Genomic DNA, 19,299 nt, shown 5'->3' on the forward strand with positions numbered 1-19,299 from the left:
AAGATCCGGGTATGGCCCGCACGAAACAGCAGCAGCGCGAAGAGACGATGGAGGCGTTGACCGCCACCGCCCGGCGGCTGTTCGCCGAGCACGGGTACGGCAAGGTCGGCCTGGAGACCATCGCGCAGACCGCGGGCGTGAGCAAAGGCGCGCTCTACCACCACTTCAGCAGCAAGGCGGAGCTGTTCCGGCACGTGCTCGGCGTCGTGCAGCACGACGTCGGCGAGCAGATCGCGCGGGCCGCGGACGCCGCGCCGGACGCGTGGGCCGGACTGCTCGCCGGCTGCCGCGCGTTCCTCGCCGCCGCGACCGATCCGGAGACCCAGCAGATCATGCTGCTGGACGGTCCGTCCGTCGTCGGCTGGCAGGACTGGCGCGAACTGGACGCGGAGTCCTCCGCCCGGCACCTCGCCGAAGCCCTGACCGACCTGATGACCGAGGGCGTCCTGGCGAAGCGGCCCGTCGAACCGTTGGTACGCCTGCTTTCCGGCGCGATGAACGAGGCCGCCGTCTGGCTCGCCCACTCCCCCGACCCGAAGGCCGACCTCGCCGCGACCATGGACACCCTGACACCGATGATCGAAGCGCTCCGCTAAAGCCGAACACGCGTGATTGGAGACGCATCTCGCGTGATTGGGGCCGCATCACCGAGTTCGGCGTCCAATCACGCGAGTTACGGCTTCAATCACGCGAGTCACGTGTTCAGGCACAACACGAAAAGGCCCCACCCGGTGTCGGGTGGGGCCTTTTCGGTGGTGGGCGATACTGGGATCGAACCAGTGACCTCTTCGGTGTGAACGAAGCGCTCTCCCCCTGAGCTAATCGCCCGTGGTACGAACTTCGGTCCACCGGAGGAAGTGAACCTGGTGCGCGATACTGGGATTGAACCAGTGACCTCTTCCGTGTCAGGGAAGCGCTCTCCCGCTGAGCTAAACGCGCGTGGTGTTTCGTTCGTACTGGCGATAGCTTAGCGGACCCCGTTTCCGAGGCCTCACAGGGGGTTCCCTATCCGCGAAGCTCAAGGTCTCGGCAGCCTTGAGGCGATCGAGCCCGCGATCTCCTTCGCCCGGTCGCAAGGGCTTCCGCTCCCTTCGCGCGCCAGGAGACGGACGGCGACATGTTCGACCTCGCGGTCCGGCAGCGGCCGATGCTGCCAGGTGACGGCGCAGTTCGAACCACCGAACTCCCGCATGTCACCGGTGACACCGCTGCCGAGGTCGACCGGCGATCCCTCCGGCGCGTAGGCGCCTCGCTGCAGCTCGACGGTCAGCGTGTCCCCGCCGCCCACCCACTCGCAGATCCGCAGCGTCCGCGGCGCGGGCTGCGCGTTGGGCATGGCCTTGCCGAGCACCGCGGGGTCGCCGACCGTGCACGGGTCGAGCGGCAGGATGCTCGCCGGATCACCCGTACGGTCGACCTCGTGCGTGCGCAGCCGGGTGAGCGCGGCGCTCAGCATGTCGTCGGCGGCCTTGCAGGGATCGCCTTCCCGCCCCGGATGGGACACGACGACGCCGAGCCGCCGATCCGCCGGCAGTTGCGCGACCGAATCGCAGCCGCCGCTGATCGTGCTGCGCAGCAACGGCAATCCTTCGGCCGTGCGGTCCGTCCGTTCGACGCTGCTGGTGCTCACCCCTTCGCCGAGCCGGAGTTCGAAGCTGACGCCCTTGAGCCCGGTGTACCTGCAGCGAGCCGGGTAGATCGGGCCGGTTTCCGGCTTCAGGGTGCCGAATTCCTGCACGAACCGCCCGGCGAGCACCTTGCACGGATCCACCAGCCGCAAGCGTTCCGCGGCGAGCGCATCGTTCGCCGACAGCGAGGTGACCCCGGGACTCTCGGGTTTGGCGTGCTCGGCGATGGCGAGGCCGAGCGCGACCATCCCGGCGACGACGAGCAGGACGACCGCGGCGAGCGAACCGAACAGGATCTTCTTCGTCCGCGGCGCCATCTTCTTGGGCGGCGGCCGCCAGATCGGCAGCGGCAGGGCCAGCACCGAGCGCACTTCGGTGTCCTGCTGCCGGATCCGGGCGTGCACGGCGGGCGGCCAGGGCGCCATACCTGGCGGCACGGGGCCGAGGAAGTCCAGGATCTGTTCCGGAGTCGGCCGCCGCGCCGGGTCCTTGGCCAGACAGGGTTCGGCGACCCGCCGGATCTCGTCCGGGACCGCGCTGAAATCCGCCGCGGCGTGCACGACGTTATACAGCGTCTGCGGCGCGGTCGGGCCGGTGAACGGGCCGCGGCCGGTCGCGGCCATGACCAGGATCGCGCCGAGGGAGAACACGTCGCTCGCGCCGGTGATCTGCCCGCTGCCCGCCTGTTCCGGGGACATGAACGCGGGCGAGCCGATGATCGCGCCCGTCCCGGTGAGGTCCTGCGCCTCCTCCGCCACCCGCGCGATGCCGAAGTCGATCACCCTCGGGCCGTCACTCGTCAGGATGATGTTGCTGGGTTTGAGGTCCCGGTGGATCAGCCCGGCACGGTGGATCTCGGTCAGCGCCGCGGCGAGCCCGGACGCCAGCAGCCGCACCGACTCGACGGGCAGCGGCCCGGCCGCGTCCACGGCCTCCTTCAACGACGGTCCCGTGACGAAGACCGACGCGAGCCACGGCGTTTCCGCTTCCGCGTCGGCGTCCATGACCGCGGCCGTGTACGCGCCGGAGACCAGCCGCGACGTGGCGACCTCGCGCCGGAACCGCTCACGGAAGCGCGGGTCGTGCGCGAACTGGGCGTGCAGCTGTTTGACCGCGACGAGCCTGCCGTCCGGGGCGAGGCCGAGCACGACGCGGCCCATCCCGCCTTCGCCGAGTTCGGCGATGATTCGGTACGGGCCGATCTGCCGGGGTTCGCCGGGATTCAACGGTTTCACTGACCAGCCCTAGGGTTTCGGAAGTTTCTGCAGCAGCACCCCGGCGAAGGCCTTGGCCTTCTCGCAGGCTTCGTCGGCGGTCATCTTCGTACCACTGGTCCCGACCGTGAGCTCGACGTTCTCGCCGTCTCGGTCGCTGACGGACCGATGCTGCCACGTCAGCGAACAGGTGGAACGGGCGACGCCGTCGTCCTTCTTCGCCAGGTACACCTTGGCGCCGCCGAGATCGAGGGTGGCCGTCTCCGTGTAGTACGAGTCCTTCGACTGGGACGGCGGATACGCCCGCACGAGGCTCAGCCGGACATTGCCCGCCGCGTCGTACCGGCATTGGTGCAGATGTTCGCGGATCGTTTCGACGACCGGCCCGATCAGCCGGTCCGTCGTCACGGGGCCGACCAGCGCACACGGGTCCAGCGGCGCCAGGGTCCCGGCGGGGAGCTCGCGTTCCTGGCCGCCTGCCCGGATCCGCTTCACCGCGTCGGCGAGCGCGGCCTTCACCACCGAACACGCGGCGTCCTTTGTGGACATCGAGTTGACGTCGACGGTGAGCTTCGTGTTCGGCAGGCCGGAGACCGGGACGGCGACCGCGCACGCGTCGTCGGATCCCTTGATCCGCAACGGAAGCCCTTCCAGCTCGCCGCCCGCTTCGCCTTCGACCAGGTCGCCGCCGACGGCGAGCTCCAGCCACTTGCCCGCGGGCGAAGAGTACGTGCACGAGTCGAACTGCATGTCGATCTTGGTGCTCAGCTTGCCGAACCCGGGCACGTCGCGGCCTTTCAGGACCTTGCACAGGTCGACCCGGCGCAGGTTGTCCGGGCCGAGCGGGTCCCGGTTGACCGGAGTGGGGATCGGCTCGTCCGGTTGCGGCGGCGAACTCGGCGCGACGGCCGCCGGCGGCGGATCGTCGCCGCTCAGGGAGACCGCCGCGACGACGCCACCGACGAGCAGCACGACGGCGCCCGCGGCGAGCCCCGCGTAAAGGCCACGCCGGGATCGCTTCGGCGGTGGCGGGTTCAGCAGCCGCTGGACCTCGGCCTGTTGCGTGGCGATGAGGTGGGACACCACCGGCGGCCACGGGCCGGCCATCGGCGGGATCGGGCCCAGCCGCTCCAGCACCCACGCCGGGGACGGCCGGTCCGCCGGGTTCTTCGCCAGGCACGGTTCGACGATCTGCCGGATTTCGGGCGCCAGATGCCGCAGGTCGGGGTGGACGTGCACGACGTTGTACAAGGTGTGCGGAGTGGAGGTCCCGGTGAAGGGATTCGCTCCGGTCGCGGCCATCACCAGCAGCGCGCCGAACGAGAACATGTCGCTCGCCGGGGTCAGCGGCTTGCCCTCGGCCTGTTCCGGCGACATGAACCCGGGCGAACCGATGACGGCGCCGGTGTGCGTGAGTTCGGAGTCGCCTCCGACGGCGCGGGCGATGCCGAAGTCGATCACCCGGGGGCCGTCACCGGTGAGGATGACGTTGCTCGGCTTCAGGTCGCGGTGGATCAGCCCGGCCCGGTGGATGTCGCCGAGCGCCAACGCGAGCCCGGCGGCGAGATGTCGGACCGCCACCGGAGGCAGCGGACCGCCGGCGGCGACGGCCTCGGACAGCGCCGGTCCCGGCACGAACACCGAGGCCAGCCACGGCGTCGGCGCGTTCGGGTCGGCGTCCATGACCGGCGCGGTGTACGCGCCGGACACCAGGCGGGAGGTTTCGACCTCGCGGCGGAATCGCTCGCGGAAGCCGGGGTCCTGCGCGAAACCGGGATGGACCTGCTTGATCGCGACCAGGCGGCCGTCGGAGGAGGTCCCGAGCAGCACCCGGCCCATCCCGCCCTCGCCGAGCGCGGCGAACACCCGGTAGCGCCCCACGCCGGTGGGTTCGCCGGTGTTCAACGGCTTCACGAAGACCCCCTTGTTCCGAGGGGCGATGGTACAAAACCACCCGGAAGTGTCACGCGGCGCGTCGGAAGTCCTTGAGCCGGAGGCTGTTGGACACGACGAGCACCGAGGACAGCGACATCGCCGCCCCGGCGATCAGCGGGTTCAGCAGGCCGAGCGCGGCCAGCGGGATCGCGGCGACGTTGTAGCCGAACGCCCAGGCCAAGTTCCCCCGGATGATCCGCAGCGTGCGGTCGGCGAGCCGGATGGCGTCGGGGACCACGCGCAGGTCTTCGCGGACCAGCACCATGTCGGCGGAGCGGACCGCGATGTCGCTGCCCCGCGCCATCGCCATGCCGAGATCCGCGGTGGCCAGCGCCGGACCGTCGTTGATCCCGTCGCCGACCATCGCGACCCGCGCTCCCCCGGCCCGCAGTTCCTCGATGACCGCGGCCTTCTCCGCCGGCAGCACCCCGGCGCGCACGTCGGAGACGCCGATCTCCTCCGCGACCACACGCGCGGCGGCTTCGTTGTCACCGGTCAGGAGCACGGTCCGCAGGCCGAGCGCGTGCAGGGCCTCGACGGCGGCCGGTGCCGACGGCTTCACGACGTCCCGGACTTCCAGGTGCCCGGCGACCCGGCCGTCCACCGCGACGAGGATCGCCGTCGCGCCGTCCGCCGCCGCGGAGTCACAGGGGATCCCTCGATCGGCGAACAACCGCGCGTTGCCGACGAGGACGTCGTGCCCCTCGACCTCGCCCTGCGCGCCGAGCCCGGGCAGCGCGGCGAAGCGTTCGACCGGGGGCAGGTCCGGCAGTTCGGCCCGCGCCGCGGTCACCACGGCCGCCGCGATGGCGTGCTCCGAACCGACCTCCACGGCCGCGGCGAACCGCAGCAGCTCGCCGGTGGTGAACCCGTCGGCGGGGCGGCACGCGGTGACGGTCATCTTCCCGGTGGTGACGGTGCCGGTCTTGTCCAGTACGACGGTGTCCACCGTGCGGCTCGCCTCGAGCGCGTCCGGCCCCTTGATGAGGATGCCGAGCTGGGCGCCGCGGCCGACCCCGGCCATCAGCGCGGTCGGCGTCGCGAGCCCGAGCGCGCACGGGCAGGCGATGATGAGGACGGCGACGGCCGCCGCGAACCCTTCGCGCGCGGGTGCCCCGCCGAGCAGCCAGACCGCGAGCGTCAGCGCGGCCACGCCGAGCACGGCGGGGACGAACACCGCGCAGATCCGGTCGACCAGACGTTGCACCGCGGCCTTGCGGGCCTGCGCGCGTTCCGCGAGCGCGGTCATCTGGGCCAGCTGGGTATGCGTGCCGACCGCGGTCGCGCGGACGACGAGCCTGCCGTCCCGGTTCACCGAAGCACCGATGACCCGATCCCCGGTGGAGACCTCCGCGGGCACGGGTTCACCGGTCACCGCGCTGACATCCACAGTGGACAGTCCGCTGTGGACGACGCCGTCGGCGGCGATGGACTCCCCCGGCTTGACCACGAACAGGTCGCCGACGGCCAGTTCGCCGATCGGGACCATCCGCTCGGCTCCGTCCCGCAGCACCCGGACGTCCTTGGCGGCCAAGGCGTCCAGCGCGGCGAGCAGTCCGGCGGCGCTGCGCCGGGACCGGCTCTCGAAGTACCGCCCGGCCAGCAGGAAGGTGGTCACCCCGGCGGCCACGTCGAGATAGATGGCGTCGGCACCGGCCGCCGTCGGGCCGAAGCCGATCCAGTAGCCGGGTTCGGTGCCGCCGGCGAAGGCGGACCAAGCCGACCACGCGAACGACGAAAGCACACCCAGCGAGACCAGGGTGTCCATACTGGACGATCGATGACGAAGGTTCCGCAGCGTGGCGCGATGGAACGGCAGCGCGGACCAGAAGACGACGGGCACGGCCAACGCGAGGCACAGCAGTTCCCAGCCGGGAACCGCAGCCGCGGCACCAGGGCGAGCGTGATCGAGAGGTTCCCGAGCGGGATCGCCAGCAGCGCGGCGACGACCAGCCGCCGGCGGAGATCCCGGACCCGCGCGAAACCGGTGTCCGGATCCTCGTCGCCGCGGATCTCCGCCGGGTAACCGGATTTGCGGACCCGCTCGATGAGCACGTCGTCGGCCAGCGTTCCGGGGACCTGCACGGTGGCCCGCTCGGTCGCGTAGTTCACCGACGCGCGCACCCCGTCGAGCTTGTTCAGCGCGCGTTCCACCCGCGCCGAACAGGCGGCGCAGGTCATCCCCGACACGGTCAGCTCCACCGTGCGGACGGTGGCCTCCGGCGCGGAAATCGTCATTTCGTGGCACTCCCAGGTTTCACCGATGGTTCCTCGGTGGTGGAACAGGTGTCCCTGGTGGTGTCGCGAGGCAGATTACCGGCGGCGGGAACCGGACCCGCCGCCGGGCCGACTACTGCGATGGTGGTGAAACAGGTGTCCCAAGTCAGGCCTGGCGTGGGGTCAGTGCGAGTTCGAAGGTGTTGCCGTCTCCCTGGAAGAGGGTGCTCACGTACGAGGTGAACGCGCCACAGCCGGTCAGCGGCGCGAGCGAGTAGGTGCCGGCGAGCGCGCCGCCTTTCGCCATGGTGAAGCCCTCACCGGTACGCAATTCCGCCGTTGACGGGGCCGACGTCCGGCAGGACGGCCCGGTGCTGACCGGCATGCCGACGAGCGTGACGAGCGGGAGGACGGTGGTGAACCGGGACCGCGCGACGAAACCGGTCCCGGCGAGGTCGCCTCCCTGCGGTCCGTCGGCGACGAACTCCAGATCGGCCGAGCCCGGCAGGAAGCCGAAGAGCCGGAAGTCGGCGTGCGCCTTGTCGAACACCGGGCCGCCGCTGAACACGGTGGCCGCGGTGGGGCTCAGGTCGAAGGTGCCGGCGAGCGGCGCCACGGCGCTCAGTGCTTTGACGCCGGTCTTCCCGGCGACCGCGTACCGGTGTCCCGCGGGTTTCTCACCGAGTTCGAAGGAAAGCAGGACCGGGTCCTGGCCGGAGTCGAGCGTGCAGTCCGAGGTGAACGAGCCGAGCCCGGTGAAGGAACCGTCGGCCTTCTTCGGGGTGAGCCGGGTGGTGAAGTCGCCGACGGTGAGTGTCGTCTTGCCCGGTTTCGCCAGCGTGATGGTGGGGACCGAGCCGGTCGCCACCGTGGCGAACGTGCCGGACGGCGGGAGATCGGTCTTCGCGACATTGAGCGGGAGGCGCACGGGGAGCGGATTCGCGTCGCCGTTGACCAGTGTCACACCCGCGGCGGCGGTGCCTTCGATGGTGGTGGCGCCGACGAGGTTCAGGCCGCGGGCCGCCTTGTCCGGCACGGTCACGGTGATGGTCAGCCCGGAGGTGGTGAGCGTACCGCCGGGCGCCGTCGGCACCTCGAAGTCGGCCTTGATGTTCACGTCGAGCTTCTGCAACCCGATCAGCGGGAACGGGCAGGTGAACGACAGCTTCTTGTCGACCGGCGTACCGGCCGCCGCGCTGCGGACGGCGACGAACAGCAGGCAGCCGGCGGTGATCAGCACGACAAGGCCCGCCGCGAGCAGCATTCGGACGTTGGCACGAAGGGGCATGGTCGCCTTCCCGAAAACGGCACCGGTCCCCGTCGCGGGAGGCGACGGGGACCGGCTGCTGACTTACTTCTTGGTGAGGTTCAGGTCCAGCGTGTTGCCGTCGCTCTTGGCGAACGCGCTGACCCAGTCGTTCAGCTGACCGCAGTTCTGCAGCGCGGACAGCGAGTAGGTGCCGGTGAGCTTCCCGCCCTTGAGCAGGTCGAAGTCCGGACCCGTGGTCATCTCGCTGGTGGACGGGCTGACCGTGCCGCACTTCGGGTCGGTGCTGATGGGGATCCCGAAGATCTGCACGCTCGGCAGGAACACGTTGAACTTGATGTGCGCCTTGAACCCGGTGCCGACGAGCTCGCCGGTCTGCTTGCCGACCTGTTCGACCTTGATCTCCGAACGCCCGTCGATGAACCCGAACAGCTTGAACTGGGTGGACGACGGGTCGAGCTTCAGGTCACCGGTGAACGTCTTCGACGCGAGGTCCACGTCCGCGTCGAACCCACCGTTGATCGCGGCCGTGCTGCCGAGCGACTTCAGCGCGGTCTGTCCCTTGATGCCGAACGCGTACTTGATTCCGCCGCCACCGGGGGTGGAGGTGGGCGGAGTCGTCGGCGTGGTCGGCGTCGTGGGGGTGGTGGGCGTGGTCGGAGTGGTGGGCGTGGTCGGCGTGGTCGTGCCGCCACCACCGTCACCGATCTTGATCGTGGCCAGGGTGTTGTTCTGGCCGGGATCCTGCGTGCACGGCGCGTCGATCGTGCCGTCCGGCGTGATGCCGGTGACCGAACCGTCGGCCTTGCGCGGGGTGACCTTCAGCTGAATGTCACCCACGGTGATCTTCGCCTCGCCGGGCTGGTTGAAGGTCAGCGAAGGCGTCTTGCCCGCCGCGTTGACCGTCATCTCGCCCGAGGTGGGGATGTTCTGCTTGGCGATGTCGTTCGGGACCTTGACCGGGAGGTTGAGTCCCGGCGCCGCCACGGTCGCCGCCGCGATGGCCTGGCCTTCCAGCGTGGTCGCACCGATCAGGTTGAGCCCGCTGACCGTGTCCGCGTTGATCGTGGAGACGGCCTTGATGTCGAACGTGCCGGTCGGCTGACCGGTCTTGACCGACAGCGGGAGATCGGTGTTGATGACCACCTTGAGCGACTGCGACCCCACGAGCGGCAGGTTGCAGTGATAGTTGAGCGGGAGCGAGATCGGATCGGCGACACTGGACTGTGCCCCGACCACGAGTACCGCGGTGGCAAGCCCCACGGCACCGGCAGCGGCGGCGGCGACCGCCTTCTTGGTTCCTCTACGGTGACTCACGATCGTCCTTCCGTGGTATCAACGATGATACGAAACGGCGTACAATTCCCCAGAGCAATGAATATCGGCCCGGGAGAATTCTCCGGGTAGCGACGATGTCTGACGGATCGCAACCGAACAGTAAACTAACGACGCGTCCGCACCGCTATCAAGTGCTTCCCCGGAAAAGTTGACGCGCCATCGGTAAATTGTCACGCTGACACGGTGCGACGGGAGTGTTCCTAGTAGCGGCACATGGGTTTTCCCAGTTCAGAGCCGGATCAAGCCGCTCATGGAACCGCTGACGAGGGTGACAATCGCACCCCGGAAAACTATCTCGCGCATGCCAATCCGCCTTTTCCGGCCGCCGCCCGCCTTGCCTGCCGGATTCTTTCGTGAGTAACCTCGCGGTTCAGCAAGCCGGTCGCCGCCGACCATCGCGGAATCCCGCTCGTCGCGCCGGGGCAGGCCCTCTTTCGCCGAATTCGACGGGGAAACCATGAAAAGAATGCGCCGCACGGCAGCGCGAATCGCGTTCGCCACCGTCTCCGTGACCGCCGCGTCGGTCCTGCTGACCGCCTGCGGGCCGGACGACCCCGCCGACGCGGGCAGGCACGCCGACCCGGCCGCGCTCGCGTGGGTGGACAAGGTGTGCTCGGGCGTCGCGACGGGCTCGGCGAAGCTGTCCCAGCCGCCCGCGTTCGATCCCGGCAACCCGCAGGCGACGAAGACCGCCATGGTGAGCTTCCTGAACTCGCTGTCCGCCGCGCTCGACGACATGGCGGGCGGGATCCGCAACGCCGGCGTGCCGCCGGTCCCGGATGGACAGTCCGCCGTGGACAAGGCGACCACCACACTCGGCGAGACCAAGTCGAAGGTGTCCGCCACCCTGACCCGGATGCAGGACGCGAAGGTCACCGACCAGGCGAGTCTGCAGAAGGTCGTCGCGGACGCGGACAGCACGATGAGCGGGCTGAGCGAGCCGGAAGGCCCGATCAAGCACCTGCGCACCAATCCGGAACTGGATCTCGCCTTCACCGAGTCCACGACCTGCCGCCAGGTCTACGGCGGCAACGCCTGATCCCCGACCACGAAGTCCGAACGGTGTCACGAAAGCCACTTTCGGGACACATGCGTGGGCTGAAGGCTCCCTTCACCGCATCTGATGCGACGAAAGGAGCCTTCGCCACTGCCACCCGAGCACCTGATGTCCTGAAAGTGGCTTTCGCGACACCGCCACCCCATCCGCCCTGGAGGCCCGGCCGTGCCGACCCCGTTCCCCCGTCCGTCCCGCCGGGCGCTCGCCGTCGCGCTGGCGATCGTCCTGTCCGCCGGTCTCCTGACCGTGCTGACCGGAAGCCCGGCGAGCTCCGCCGTCCCGGCGGCGTCCGACGACTCGTTCTACACCCCGCCTTCCCCGCTCCCGGCGGGCAAACCGGGTGACATCATCCGCTCGCGTGTCTCGAAAGCCGGTCCGCGTAAGGATTCCGTCAACGCGTGGCAGGTCATGTACCTGTCGACGAACGCGCTCGGGCAGCCGGACGCGGTGACCGGGACCGTGCTGGTGCCGAAGAACGTGGACCCGGCGAAGGCGCCGATCGTCTCGTTCGCCGCCGGTACGCACGGTCCCGCGTTCACCTGCACGCCGTCGAAGATGATCGACATCGGCGCGTTCTACGAACAGTCCGGTCTCGACGACGCGCTCGACGCCGGGTACGCCGTCGCCCTCACCGACTACGAGGGCTATCGCCAGGATCCGAAGACGACCTACGTGGTCGGGCGTTCGGAAGGCCCGGCGGTGATCGACGCCGTCCGCGCCGCGCAACGTCTGCCGGAGGCGAAACTGTCTACCGACGCCAAGGTGCTCTTCCGCGGGTACTCGCAGGGCGGCGGGGCGGCCGCCTGGGCCGCGGAACTCCAGCCCGCCTACGCGCCGGAGCTGAACCTCGTCGGCGTCGCCGCCGGCGGTGTGCCCGCCGACCTCGTCCAGGTCACCCTGCAGCTCGACGGGAAGTTCGGTTTCGGTGTCTTCGCCTACGCCCTGATCGGCCTGGACAACGCCTATCCCGAACTGAAACTGGACTCGTTCCTCAGCGACAACGGCCGCGTGAAGCTCGCGGAGATGCAGAAGAGCGCGTGCACGTTCGAGCTGCTCACCACCTACGCGAACAACAAGATCGCCGACTACACGACCAGCGCCGGGTACGTTCGTCCGGAATGGGTGAAACGCCTCAACGAGAACAAGCTCGGCGGCACTCCCCCCAAGGTCCCGGTGTTCCTCTACCACGCCACCCAGGACCAGCTCGTGCAGTTCGCCCAGGCCGACGCGTTGCACAAGGCCTACTGCACCGCCGGGGTCAAGACGACCTGGAAGACCTTCGAGACCGACCACATCACGGCGGTCTACACCGGGAACGCCGACGTGCTCGCCTTCCTCAAGGACCGGGTCGCGGGCGCTCCGGCGACGTCGAACTGCGCCTGACACGCGGGTCGTGAGTGGCGATTCGGCTTAGAACCCGAATCGCCACTCACGACCCCGTGCGCTTCGGCGATTGCGCGTGTTCGGCGGGACGGCGCACGTGATCAGACGGACGACACGCGTGACTGGACGGACGCCACACGCGCAGCCGGAGCCGGTCCCGTGTCGTCCGTCTGGACACGCGTGTCGTCCGTCTGATCACACGTGCCGGCCATGCGGTCACGCGACCTATCCGTCCTTTGTGGACAAGGTGAGTCACACGTCGGCGGGCCGCAGACGTTCCGCGCGCAACGCCAGCTCGATCCGCAGCCGCTGATCCGGATCGTCCAGCCGCTCGCCGAACAGCTCGGAAAGCCGCCGCAGCCGCGCCCGCACCGTCTGCGGGTGCACCGCGAGCTGCCGGGCGATCTCGGGTGCGCTCCCCCGCGTCTGCACCTGGGTGAGCAGGGTCGCGGACAGCTCGTCGTGCTGACGCGGCGCCAGCCCCGACAACGGTTCCAGCGCCTCGCCCGCCAGCCGGTCGAGGAGGAACTCGTCGGCGAGCAACAGCAGCGTGGTGATGTGCTCCTCGCACCACAGCACCGGGCCGACCGGGGTGATCATGCCCCGCTGAGCGAGCTCGGACGCGCGGCGCGCGATGCGGTACGACTCGGCGGCCTGCGCGGTCGGGACGGACACCCCGACCGTCGCCGACCAGCCGGACGGCAGCTCCCGCAGACCACTCAGATCGGCTTCGGGGCAGGCCACCAGCGCACCGGGCAGGTCGGAGACGAGATCGACGGGAACCGCCGAGGGCAGCAGCCCGGCCGGGAACGGGGGCGCTCCGGGTGACGCGGTGAAGACGACCGCCGTGATCCGCTCCGGGATCCGCCAGCCGATGGCGACGGCGAGCGCGCCGGCGTCGGCCTGGCTGTACCCGGTGCCGCCGGCCAGCAGCCGGAACAACCGCGCCCGCTGCTCCGCGGGACCGGTCGCCTCCGCCTGTGCGGCGTTGTAGCCGTCCGCCAGCGCCATCGTCACCTCGACGACGTCGCCGAAGAGGCACTCGGCCGCGCCGTAGAGGACGTCACCCGGCAGCTGGAGCTGACGGCCGATCGAAGCGATCGACCGCCACAGCACCCGGCTCGAGACCCTGAACGCCGCCTGCGCGGCTTCCCGGCTGAGGCCTTGATGGAACGCGATCCGCCCCTGCGCGCGGAAATCGACCAGGAGGTCGTTCTGCAGCAGTTCGGGGACGCCGACCCGGTCGATGGCGCGTTCGATACTGCGCCTGGTCAGCTCGACGGCCGCCGCGCGGGCCTCGCCGTCACTGAACACCTCGGCGCATTCACCGATCTCGGACATCACGCCTTCGACGCAGTGCCGGGCGATCGCCGGGATCCGCGGGCGGACGGCGTCGCCGAGTTCCCTCGGCAGGCGTGCCCAGAGGGCGCCGACGGGCTGCCAGCTCACGTGTGCGATCCCCCGTTGAGAAGTAGGCCGACGATTACGGGCACCAATTCCCTTTCGTCCGCGCGCCACCGGCGCACTCGAATGCACGGAGCGTAGAACCGTCGACACATCCGTGTCAAAAGACGTCACACCGAAACGCCCGTCCGTTGTCACCTCGGTGAGCCCCGCGACTTTCCGTTGCAAATTCAACGTCACATTCGGGGTACAGGCCGTCCGCCGATCCAGTACAAACGGCCCCGCACCGTTCCCGTCGATCCGACGCGGTCATGCAAACGGATTCATGTTTTTCTCCCCGGTTCGAAGAAAATCAAAGGGTGGTCTTGGTGGTCGAGTACCGCGGTTTCGGCATGCTGGCGACGTTGCCGCGTTCGCTCGGCGAAGAACTGCGTCCGTATACCGGGCACGCCGCGGCCGCCATGGTCAAGCAGGTTCAGCGATCGGTCACCGCGTATTCGCAGCCGTTGCGCGGTGTCTTCGGCCGCGTCCTGGTCGTCTCGTGCGAGCGGGCGGTGCGGCATTACGTCGACTGCATCGGCGATCCGGACCTCCCCCACGACCGCTGGATCGACTTCTACCGCATGCGCGGGCGGATGGAGTTCGCCGAGGGCCGGAGCCTGGAACCGTTGCACGACAGCGTGACCGTCGGCGCGCGGGCGGCATGGCGGGCGATGCGGCCCATCGTGCGCGGGCTCGGCGTCGGTCTCGACGTCATCGCGCTCGCGGCGGAGTCCGTCTTCGTCTACGTCGACGAGCTGTGCGCCACGACGATCGAGGGCTACCAGCAGGCGGAAGCCAGGGCCGCCGGCGCGATCCCACTCCGGCGGCGACGTCTGCTGGAGCTGATCGCCCAGGCACCGGACGGCTCGGCGTGCAGTATCGCCAGCCTGGCCGACGGCGCGGGCTGGCGGGTTCCGAGCGCCGCCGCGATGGTCGCCCTCCAGCGCGCCGCGGGCGCTCCCGCCTTCCCGGAACATCTCCTGGACGACACCGTGCTGGCCGACCTCGACAGCGCGGAGCCGTACCTGCTCACCGCGGACCCCGACACCGACCTCGCCCCGTTGAAGGACGCGCTGGACGGCTGGCGGGTGGCCGTGTCCCCCGTCGTGCCGCTCACCGACGCCCCGGCCGCCCTCCGCACCGCCCGCCGCGCGCTCCTGTTGACCGGCGAGGACGCGCCCGGCCCGATCATCTGGTGCCGGGACCACCTCGCCACGCTGTGGCTGCTCGCCGAAGACTTCCTCGGCGCCGAACTCGCCAAGCAGAGCCTCGACCCGTTCACCTCGCTGAGCGAGAAGCAGCAGGAGCGGCTCAGCGAAACCCTGTTGGCGTGGCTGGAAACCCGTGGCGGGGCGCCGGAGATCGCACAACGGCTCGGCGTGCACCCGCAGACCGTGCGGAACCGTCTCCGTCAGCTGGAGGACCTGTTCGGCGACCGCCTCAGGGACGCCGACGACCGGTTGAACATGCAGCTCGCCCTGCGCGCGCAGCGCCTCATGCGCGCTCACCGGCGCGACGAAGGGACCTGATGCGCCGCACTCGCCGTTCCGGTGGCCGCACGGTGGGGAGCACCCAGCGGAGGCCGCGGCGGGCGTGCTTCGCCCTCGGCTGGTCGACGTGGAAGTCCGCCCGGCAGGCCATTGCGTTTCTCCCGTGGTGACGGGTGTTTACCGACGCTTTCCTGAATACCGGGACGGTGGGAAAATGTCGATGCGCAATAGCCCGTCGTCCCCGCTTTTGGCATCCGCCTCGGGGTCGGTACCGGCATTCTTGTCACGCGGGTCGCAATCGCCCGACGTGTCCCGCGACACGCTGACGAACCGACCGTTCCACACGTTATTTTGACGCCTGACAACGGAAAGGCGGGACATGGCCCTCCAAGCGCGCACACTGACCCTGCACGGCCGGGAAATCCGGCTGCGGGAATACGTTCCGTCCACAAAGGACACCGCGGGCGAGCCGCTCGTGCTGCTGCACGGGATCTCGGGCAGCGGCGAGACCTGGGTCCCGTTGCTCGACCATTTCGAGCGGAGCGGGTTCGGGCGCCGCGTCCTCGTCCCGGACCTTCCCGGCCACGGCGATTCTGCCGCCCCGCGAGCCGACTACGGCCTCGGCGCGATGGCAAGCGTGGTGCGCGACGTCCTCGCGCTCACCGGGAACCGGCACGCCACCATCGCCGGGCACTCCCTCGGCGGCGGGATCGCGATGCAGTTCGCCTACCAGTTCCCCGAGATGTGCGCCCGTCTGGTGCTCGTGGGCAGCGCCGGACTCGGCCCACAGGTGACCCCGGTACTGCGCGCGACGGCGCTGCCGGGGGCCAAGGTGACGCTGTCCCTCGCGGTCAACCCGGTCACCGTCGCGATCGCACGCGGACTCGCCGCGGCATGCCGGTCCCTCGGCGGGGAACTTTCCCCCGAGACCCGCGAGCTGACCCGTCACCTTGCGTCACTGGCAGACCCAGGAAGGCGGCGCGCCTTCCTGTTCATCGCCCGCAGCCTGATCGACCTCCGCGGCCAGCGCGCGAGCGCGATCGACAAGCTCTACCTCGCCAGGGAGGTGCCGACGCTCGTCGTCTGGGGCGCGCACGATCCGCTCATCCCGGTCGCGCACGGCCGGAAGACGGCGGAAGTGCTGCCGGACAGCCGATTGACCGTGTTCGAAAATGCGAAACACTTTCCACATGTGGCCGACCCGGCCCGGTTCGCCGGCGAGCTCGAACGCTTCCTCGCCGCGACCGCGCCCGCCAGGCTGAGCCTGGACGAGGTCGTCGAGGTACTCATCCGCGCCAGCGAGGCGGCGGAAGCGCCCGAAAACGTCCAGGAAAAGTTGTCATCCGGACGCCATCTCAGGCCTGCCTAAATGTCACTCGCCGCCGGTTCGGACCACCCGTTCGGGTGTAGTCCATCCAGGTGGCCGATCAAGCTCCCGCCAGCCGTTGACAGTCCTCTCGGCAGGATTTTATGTTGCGTGAGCCACAAAATCTGGATCGGCTTCACCGTTGAAGAGGCTGATTTTGTTGCCAGCAAGGATAAAAACATGACCGACTTGGATACCGGATTCTCGCGGCACGATCTGCGGACCGCACGACCCGACCCCGACGTGCGCCACCCCGCCACCCCGCACCGCCAGCCACCGGGTCCGGTCCAGCGACCGCGCGCCTTCACGCCGGCACCGAGAACCCCAGTGGAGAACCGACCTGTGCGCAGCACCGGTGCGAATGGACTGTGGGCGTCACTGCCCAGAGACCTGGGCGAGCGGTTCCGGCCGCGGGCCGACCCCTTGGCACGAGCCATCCTGCAGGAGGTGCAACGAGCCGTCCCCGAATACGCGCAGCCGTTGGAAGGCGCGTTCGGACAGATGATCACGCAGGGTATCCGGCAGGCGATCCTGCACTGCCTCGACACCGTCGGTCAGGGGACGGCGCCGCTCGACAAATGGTCGGCGGTGTTCCGCAACCTCGGAAAGGTCGAATTCAGCGAAGGCCGCAGTCTCGACTGTCTTCAGACGGCGTACCGCGTCGGCGGCCGTGTCGCGTGGCGGCACGTTTCGGAATTCGGGCAGGCGATCGGAGCGGACGCCGATCTCCTGTGCACCGCGGCCGAAGCGATTTTCGCTTACGTGGACGAGATTTCCGCCTTGTCCATCGAGGGCTACACGGCCGCGCAGGAACGGGCCGCGGGCACCAGGGCGAGACGCAGGCGCCGGTTGCTCGAACTGATGCTCTCCGATCCCCCGTCCTCACCGCAGTCGATCGCGTCGCACGCGGCGAACGCGCAGTGGGCACTGCCCACCGAGGTCACGGTCGTCGCACTGGAACGACGGCTCGGCCCGCTGGACCCCGACAGCGCCGATCTGGACGCCGACGTCCTGGTCGACTTCGAAGGTCCGAAGCCCTGCCTGGTCACCGGTGACCCGGACAAGCACCTGAAGGACCTCGCCGAGCGGCTTCCCGGCTGGCGCGCGGTGATCGGCCCGGCCGTGCGGCTCACCGAAGCGCCACGCTCCCTGCTGTGGGCCCGCCGCACGCTGCGGCTGGTCCAGCGCGGGGTCCTGCCGGACAATCCGGTCACGCGGTACAGCGACCACCTGTCCACCCTGTGGCTGCTCGCCGACGAGTTCCTGGTCCGTGAGCTGTGCACACGCAGCCTCGCCCCGTTCGACGACCTCACGCCCAAGCAGCGGGCGCGGCTCGGGGAGACGTTGCTGATCTGGCTCCAGTCCCGGGGCAGCGCTCCGGAGATCGCGAAGAAACTCAAGGTCCACCCGCAGACCGTCCGCTACCGCATGCACCAGCTCATCGATCTCTTCGGCGACCGGTTGAACAACGCCGACGACCGGCTCGACATGGAGATCGCCCTGCGTGCGGAGGCCCTGCTCGCCGACGACTGACCAGATCAGCGTTTCCCACTCACAACGAGGTGACGAGGTGACCCGACCGCAGGACGCCCGCAGCGGGGTCGAGGCGACGTACGGACCGCTGCTCACGCCCGCCCGGCCGGGTGGGTCGAGCGGGCGTCCGGTCCAGCTCTGGGCGCTGCTGCCGAGAGAACTGGCGACGGTGTTCCGGCCAGGGCTGGGCGATACGGCCGGGGAGGTGGTCCGGGAGATCCAGCGGACCATCCCCGAATACGCGCGGCCACTGGACGGCGCGTTCGGGAAGGCACTCAAGACCGGCGTGCAGATGGCGTTCGTGCAGTTCCTCGAGCGCCTCGGCAACCCCGAGGGGCCGTCGGAGGACCGGCGGAGCGTGTTCGTGAGCCTGGGTGTCCAGGAGTTCCATCAGGGCCGCAACGTCGACGTCCTCCAGGCGGCCTACCGGGTGGGCGCCAGGGTGACCTGGCGCCGGATGGCCGAAGTGGGGCGCCGTGCGGGGGTGCCTTCCGCGACGCTGTGCTTGCTCGCGGAAGCCATCTTCGCCTACATCGACGAGCTTTCGGCACTCTCGGTCGAGGGCCACGCGGAGGCACGGGAAAAAGCCGCCGGCGCACTGGAGCGCCGGCGGCACCGGCTGATGGAACTCCTGCTCGCCGAACCCCCGTCGCCGCCCGAGGTCGTCAAACACGCCGCTGGCCTGGCCCGCTGGCAGCTACCGGACCTGCTCGTCGCCGTCGCCCTCGACCAGCCGCCGGACGATGCCCCACCGGCCGCGCTCACCGACTTCGAGAGCACTTCACCCTGCCTGCTGCTGCCCGCTCCGGAACCGGACGGACGGGAGCAATTCGCGGAAGCTCTGGCGGTCAGGCGGGCCGCGATCGGCCCCGCGGTCCCGCCCGTCTTCGCGGCCCGCTCCCTGCGTGCCGCGCGCGAGGCCCTGCGGCTCGTCGACACCGGCGCGCTCGTGGACGAACCCGTGACGTGGTGTGTCGACCATCTTTCGCGCCTGTGGCTGCTCAAGGAACCGTTCCTGGCCGCCGAGCTCGTCCGGGAACGGCTCGGGCCGCTGGCCGGACTGACCGGGAAGCAGCATTCGCGGCTGGCGGGGACGCTGCTGGCGTGGCTGGAGACCTGCGGGAACGTCCGCGAGGTCGCGGAGCGGTTGGCGGTGCATCCGCAGACGGTGCGGTCCCGCGCGCAGGAACTGGAGGCGCTGTTCGCGGACGGGCTGCGGGATCCTGAGCGGCGGTTCGAGATGATCCTGGCTTTGCGGGCTGCTCCTTCTTGACGGCTTTGCGCGTGAAGGCCCCCTTCCCTCGGCTGAGCCGAGGGAAGGGGGCCTTCACGCGCTCGCGCGTCTCGGGGTACCGCGGCCGACGTTGCGAAAGCCACTTTCGCAACGTTGAAGGTTGCGAAAGTGGCTTTCGCAACCCTCGGGCC

The 19,299-nt window shown here is 69.7% G+C and carries 13 protein-coding genes, 2 tRNA genes and 1 pseudogene; 7 read left to right on the forward strand and 9 right to left on the reverse strand.

Annotation, left to right across the window (positions count from 1 at the left end; translation table 11 throughout):
- Positions 1-11: 11 nt before the first annotated feature.
- Entirely contained in the window at positions 12-596 is a 585-nt protein-coding gene (locus AORI_RS65085) for a TetR/AcrR family transcriptional regulator (protein WP_016335154.1), read from the forward strand.
- Between the two features lie 157 nt (positions 597-753).
- Here AORI_RS65085 and AORI_RS65090 read toward each other — a convergent pair.
- The 8 genes and pseudogenes from AORI_RS65090 to AORI_RS83475 all read right to left on the reverse strand — a co-directional run bounded on the left by AORI_RS65090 (position 754) and on the right by AORI_RS83475 (position 10,100).
- A tRNA-Val gene (locus AORI_RS65090) sits at positions 754-828 on the reverse strand.
- Positions 829-864: 36 nt separating this feature from the next.
- A tRNA-Val gene (locus AORI_RS65095) sits at positions 865-939 on the reverse strand.
- 79 nt (positions 940-1,018) lie between these two features.
- Positions 1,019-2,863 (reverse strand): serine/threonine-protein kinase, encoded by a 1,845-nt coding sequence (locus AORI_RS65100; RefSeq protein ID WP_016335155.1) that lies wholly within the window; start codon positions 2,861-2,863, stop codon positions 1,019-1,021.
- A 9-nt stretch (positions 2,864-2,872) separates the two neighbouring features.
- Positions 2,873-4,756 (reverse strand): serine/threonine-protein kinase, encoded by a 1,884-nt coding sequence (locus AORI_RS65105; RefSeq protein WP_016335156.1) that lies wholly within the window; start codon positions 4,754-4,756, stop codon positions 2,873-2,875.
- Between the two features lie 49 nt (positions 4,757-4,805).
- Positions 4,806-7,015 (reverse strand): annotated as a pseudogene (locus tag AORI_RS82250) (heavy metal translocating P-type ATPase).
- Between the two features lie 145 nt (positions 7,016-7,160).
- Complete coding sequence (locus AORI_RS65115) at positions 7,161-8,282, reverse strand: DUF6801 domain-containing protein (protein ID WP_043848197.1); 1,122 nt, start codon at positions 8,280-8,282, stop codon at positions 7,161-7,163.
- 63 nt (positions 8,283-8,345) lie between these two features.
- The gene (locus AORI_RS65120) at positions 8,346-9,578 is read right to left on the reverse strand and encodes a DUF6801 domain-containing protein (protein ID WP_016335160.1); all 1,233 of its coding nucleotides are present in this window, start codon (positions 9,576-9,578) and stop codon (positions 8,346-8,348) included.
- A 249-nt stretch (positions 9,579-9,827) separates the two neighbouring features.
- Positions 9,828-10,100: a hypothetical protein gene (locus AORI_RS83475; RefSeq protein ID WP_123798505.1), complete on the reverse strand. Its 273-nt coding sequence runs from the start codon at positions 10,098-10,100 to the stop codon at positions 9,828-9,830.
- Between AORI_RS83475 and AORI_RS65125 the strand changes: the two genes are divergently transcribed.
- Together AORI_RS65125 and AORI_RS65130 are read left to right on the forward strand one after the other, a co-directional pair.
- Positions 10,066-10,638: a hypothetical protein gene (locus AORI_RS65125; protein WP_016335161.1), complete on the forward strand. Its 573-nt coding sequence runs from the start codon at positions 10,066-10,068 to the stop codon at positions 10,636-10,638. The two genes, AORI_RS83475 and AORI_RS65125, sit on opposite strands and share 35 nt — an antisense overlap.
- A 183-nt stretch (positions 10,639-10,821) precedes the next feature.
- Positions 10,822-12,039 carry a lipase family protein gene (locus AORI_RS65130; protein ID WP_016335162.1) on the forward strand — a complete coding sequence of 406 codons (1,218 nt, stop codon included), beginning with the start codon at positions 10,822-10,824 and terminating at the stop codon, positions 12,037-12,039.
- Positions 12,040-12,291: 252 nt separating this feature from the next.
- Here AORI_RS65130 and AORI_RS65135 read toward each other — a convergent pair whose 3' ends face one another.
- A complete protein-coding gene (locus tag AORI_RS65135; RefSeq protein WP_016335163.1) occupies positions 12,292-13,488 on the reverse strand; it encodes a PucR family transcriptional regulator in 1,197 nt (398 codons plus the stop codon).
- A gap of 314 nt (positions 13,489-13,802) precedes the next feature.
- On the opposite strand from AORI_RS65135, the gene AORI_RS65140 reads away from it, so the two are divergent.
- From AORI_RS65140 to AORI_RS65155, 4 genes are all read left to right on the forward strand, one after another.
- Positions 13,803-15,014, forward strand: coding sequence for a PucR family transcriptional regulator (locus AORI_RS65140; protein WP_016335164.1), 1,212 nt, complete (start codon positions 13,803-13,805; stop codon positions 15,012-15,014).
- Positions 15,015-15,354: 340 nt separating this feature from the next.
- Entirely contained in the window at positions 15,355-16,344 is a 990-nt protein-coding gene (locus AORI_RS65145) for an alpha/beta fold hydrolase (protein ID WP_016335165.1), read from the forward strand.
- 339 nt (positions 16,345-16,683) lie between these two features.
- Entirely contained in the window at positions 16,684-17,874 is a 1,191-nt protein-coding gene (locus AORI_RS65150) for a PucR-like N-terminal domain-containing protein (RefSeq protein WP_016335166.1), read from the forward strand.
- 37 nt (positions 17,875-17,911) lie between these two features.
- A complete protein-coding gene (locus tag AORI_RS65155) occupies positions 17,912-19,147 on the forward strand; it encodes a PucR family transcriptional regulator (protein WP_016335167.1) in 1,236 nt (411 codons plus the stop codon).
- Positions 19,148-19,299: the final 152 nt, after the last annotated feature.

This window comes from Amycolatopsis keratiniphila, from assembly GCF_000400635.2.
GTDB lineage: Bacteria > Actinomycetota > Actinomycetes > Mycobacteriales > Pseudonocardiaceae > Amycolatopsis > Amycolatopsis keratiniphila.

Coding starts and splice junctions, on each gene's coding strand:
- AORI_RS65085 (WP_016335154.1), top strand. CDS start 12: ATGGCCCGCACGAAACAGCAGCAGCGCGAAGAGACGATGGAGGCGTTG.
- AORI_RS65145 (WP_016335165.1), top strand. CDS start 15,355: ATGGCCCTCCAAGCGCGCACACTGACCCTGCACGGCCGGGAAATCCGG.
- AORI_RS65125 (WP_016335161.1), top strand. CDS start 10,066: ATGCGCCGCACGGCAGCGCGAATCGCGTTCGCCACCGTCTCCGTGACC.
- AORI_RS65115 (WP_043848197.1), bottom strand. CDS start 8,282: ATGCCCCTTCGTGCCAACGTCCGAATGCTGCTCGCGGCGGGCCTTGTC.